Origin of the sequence: Planktothrix sp. FACHB-1355 (genome assembly GCF_014748295.1) — a bacterium.
In the GTDB taxonomy this organism is placed as follows: Bacteria; Cyanobacteriota; Cyanobacteriia; order Cyanobacteriales; family Aerosakkonemataceae; genus Aerosakkonema; species Aerosakkonema funiforme_A.
The window spans coordinates 1-3505 of record NZ_JACJUP010000766.1 but is presented as its reverse complement, the minus strand read 5'-3'; the positions used below and the strand labels follow the sequence as shown (position 1 = coordinate 3505).

Below are 3505 nucleotides of genomic sequence, written 5' to 3'. Positions count from 1 at the left end.
TCCTTTTTGCCGACTTCGGTAGCACCAATATTTAACTCTACCCGGAAATCACGTTTGAGGAAGGGCTGCTAATACCGTACTTTATACTCCTGAATGCACTGGCTATAAACTGGGTATATACATAGGTAAGTTTAGAGTCTAAAAAGGGAGATGATAAAATCTTTGTTCTATAAAGGGACAGTTTTAAATCTTTCTTTAGATAGAAGTTATGTAAAAAAGTCAAAATTTTCCGGTTCTGAGGTCTGGAGGAGTCTGAGTTCGTATCTTCCTGGGGTTAGTTGTGCCAAAAAGCACAAAATAAGCAAACATACCTTAGCAATCGGCCAATCAGTAGCTAGTGCTTAACAACAATCGATAGCTGTTTTGCAATGGCCAGTCATGTTAAAAAATGAGTTGCTCTGTCGCAGCTTGATGCTGCTTTGCTTTGGTACTGCTTTTCTACTACTGTTCGTGCAATGGCAAATTGCGGACTTGACGCCAGACAGAGGACAGACAGAGAAGGGAGAAGCTTCTTCCCAGATAACTATTGATGATGAGAGTCGAAAATTTGTTTCGCTACCTGAGTATGGGCCTGACAGTATAGCATTGGCAAAGAGCGTGCGTTTGGTTGTGGATTTGAGCGATCGCCGCGTCTATCTCTACGAAAATGATAAGTTGCAAGTTAGCTATCCGGTTGCTGTCGGTCAGGAAGGCTGGCAAACGCCGATCGGCTCTTTCCGAGTTCTGAAAATGCAAAAATACCCGGTATGGCGACATCCCATCACCGGGGCTGTTTTAGGGCCTGGGCCCGATAATCCTTTAGGAACTAGATGGATTGGTTTTTGGTCGGACGGACGCCATACGATCGGCTTTCACGGCACAAATCAAGCAGAACTCGTGGGGCAGCCTGTATCCCACGGTTGCTTGCGAATGCGCGATCGCGATATCCAGGCGCTCTACGATCGGCTGAGTTTGGGTACGCCGATAACGGTTAAAAATTAAGGGCTATCACTCCATCGCATAACTGGGCTGCTGTTCTAGAATTCTGGTTTTTGCTCAAATGAGGGAGCATATGCCTCTAGTAAGGAGCTTACCTGCTTGAGTACATCTTTGCTTTTGCCGATCGCTTGCCGGGAAGGATCTAATTGGGGTTGGGCCAAGTTGCGGACGATCGCCTCGCGGACTTGCTGAGTAATCAATTCCTGAAGTTCTTCCCTAGCACGCTGACGTTGATAGTTGGCACCTTCTTCTGTAGTAGCGTACAGAGGAGGCAGTCGGTTGAGGGCGTAAGCGGCTATATCGCCCACATCCAAGGCACGATTGCTGGTAGCTTCTATTTCCGCCACTCTTGAGATTGCTTCTGTCAGCACCAACTCTTCCATCACGTTAATGAACTGCTTGCGCGGTACCGCGACTACTTCACCGGTCAACAGCGACCCCATCAACCGATCCAGGGCCATATACTCTTCTATGGAAAGCTCGGAGGCAGTGTCGCAGATGCGTGCCACTTCTGCTTCCATCGCTGGTGTCAAATAACCATCTTGTAGCGCCTGCTCGACGATTTTTTCGATAGTCATAACGATGCCTCCGAAGCGGGAAACACAGCCATTTCAGTGCTGAGAGTCAAGCGAAATAGCGGTTTTAACCGCCGACAAACTGATATAATTACTGTTAGCAAAGAACCGATCGCTCCGCCGTTAGCCAGTCGGTAGGCACTTCCGCGTGAGATACTTCGCCGTAAGGTTTGCCGTAACGTCAGGGGTCTGAAATCAACCCAAATTGGGGAGCGACAAACAGAACTCGGACAGCGACATAAAACTAGGGGGTTCCAGCCTTGAATTCTAGACTGGATAAAACTTCTGGGCTGCGTGTACATATAGGTAAGCTCAATGAGGAAACTCGGAGAGTCTAGAGGCAATTGACACCGCCTTGATGCAGAAATATCTCGCCTAACTGTTAGATTCGTGACACTGTATTGCATAAATACTTGACGGTTGAAATGGTCAAAGCTATGGCAGGGAGTATGGTTAAAAATCAAACTACGGAGTCTGATTTTCTTCTAAAGAATCTCCGTCGCTTTTAGCGCGGAGAGTGTCAAAACGCCTCTATCGTTCTTAGACACCCCTTCGACTATCCCACCTCGCCCCGATGCCGCTTAGCTCCAGAAGTTTCGATCCTGACAATCGATCGAAAACTCTTACAGGAGTCTAGCAATAAATCTCGCTCCTTATCGCTTTTTCCTGTTTGGCTCACTGTGGTTTGGTGCAATTTAGTAAGATCTTGAAGGTAGTGCATTTTATATATCTCATCAAACAACTAGCTTATTCAATTCCTTGATATCGCCAAGGTGTTGGATCGACGGAATCTCCGTTTACGTATAATCCCCAGTGTAAGTGAGGACCGGTCGAGGCACCCGTAGAACCGATCGCACCAATGACTTGACCTGCCTGTACGAAATCTCCTTCCTGGACGTTGATGCGACTCAGGTGCAGAAATATACTGGTTACACCTTGACCGTGATCGATGCCGATCGTGTTGCCGTGCAGTCGGAACCCTTCAGAAACTCTTCCTACCAAAGCTACTCGACCGCCTGCTGGAGCAACTACTGGCGAACCATATCCACCAGCATAGTCTACTCCGCGATGGTAGTAGTCGTTCGCAAAGACGCCGTTGTAGTAGCGGCGCACTCCGTAAACGGTGCTGATTCTACCGCGATTTGGGGCTACAAATGGCCCATTCCAGTATTTTTCTGGAGTCACGAGTCTTTTAAACGCGCTGACGCGGTTTAGTTCGTGCTGTGTGGGTTCTGTTCCCCCTCCAGATAAGCGGATGCGTTGGGTGGGGAAAGAACGGGAGGCTACCTGTACTGTAAGATTCTGTACCTCCGTACCGGCAGTAACGCGAATCAGCCGAGAACCAGGTTTTTCTAGAGGTGTTGTCGGCACGAAAGCGCGAAAACGGGAGCCCACCAAAAACGTTTGGTAAGTTTTGTCTCCTGCTGTTACAGTCGGAGTGCTGTTAATTTCTGGATTCTGCTGTATAAATACGACCAAGGTATCGCCTAGTTTGGGATTGGCTGGTGCCACCTCTACTTGAAGGGCTCGTGCTGGCGTTCCCAGCATAGCAATAGTAAGGGCAAAAGCTAAACCTATCTGTAGAGCGAAAGGTTCGGTGAGGCGACGCAGCACTTTTAACTGAGCAAAATTAATTGCGATCCCTCTAAACCGCAAATCTGCTATTTTTTTCCAAAAATGTCTCGACAGTCTAATGGTACTCATAATGCTCACTATTGCTTTTCCATCGGCTCTCTAGACTAGCGTCTTAGCCATACCAGTTCCAACTGCCGAATTATAGCTTCACCATCTGTAGCTCTAGGAAAACTTTTCCAAGAGTACAATCAGAGGTTCTCCGTTCTGGAAAACTTACTCAAACTTACTCACAGACCTCGAAAGCCTGATTGATAGAGAGTTTGACGTTTCCTTCCTGCTTCATCGAATCCTTGATGGCAGTGCCATTAAGTTGGTGT

The 3505-nt window shown here is 47.6% G+C and carries 4 protein-coding genes; 1 reads left to right on the top strand and 3 read right to left on the bottom strand.

Annotated features, from left to right (window positions below; all coding sequences use genetic code 11):
• The first annotated feature begins 378 nt into the window (after positions 1 to 378).
• Complete coding sequence (locus H6S82_RS24535) at positions 379 to 981, top strand: L,D-transpeptidase family protein (RefSeq protein ID WP_190475912.1); 603 nt, start codon at positions 379 to 381, stop codon at positions 979 to 981.
• A 35-nt stretch (positions 982 to 1016) separates the two neighbouring features.
• Here H6S82_RS24535 and H6S82_RS24530 read toward each other — a convergent pair whose 3' ends face one another.
• The 3 genes from H6S82_RS24530 to H6S82_RS24520 form a co-directional block, all read right to left on the bottom strand.
• On the bottom strand, positions 1017 to 1556 hold the full coding sequence (locus tag H6S82_RS24530; protein ID WP_190475910.1) for a late competence development ComFB family protein: 540 nt from the start codon (positions 1554 to 1556) through the stop codon (positions 1017 to 1019).
• A complete protein-coding gene (locus H6S82_RS24525; protein WP_206756891.1) occupies positions 1553 to 1897 on the bottom strand; it encodes a hypothetical protein in 345 nt (114 codons plus the stop codon). Before H6S82_RS24525 ends, H6S82_RS24530 begins: the two co-directional genes overlap by 4 nt.
• A 403-nt stretch (positions 1898 to 2300) precedes the next feature.
• Entirely contained in the window at positions 2301 to 3257 is a 957-nt protein-coding gene (locus H6S82_RS24520) for a M23 family metallopeptidase (RefSeq protein ID WP_190475907.1), read from the bottom strand.
• Positions 3258 to 3505: the final 248 nt, after the last annotated feature.

Coding starts and splice junctions, on each gene's coding strand:
- H6S82_RS24520 (WP_190475907.1), bottom strand. CDS start 3,257: ATGAGTACCATTAGACTGTCGAGACATTTTTGGAAAAAAATAGCAGAT.
- H6S82_RS24535 (WP_190475912.1), top strand. CDS start 379: ATGTTAAAAAATGAGTTGCTCTGTCGCAGCTTGATGCTGCTTTGCTTT.
- H6S82_RS24530 (WP_190475910.1), bottom strand. CDS start 1,556: ATGACTATCGAAAAAATCGTCGAGCAGGCGCTACAAGATGGTTATTTG.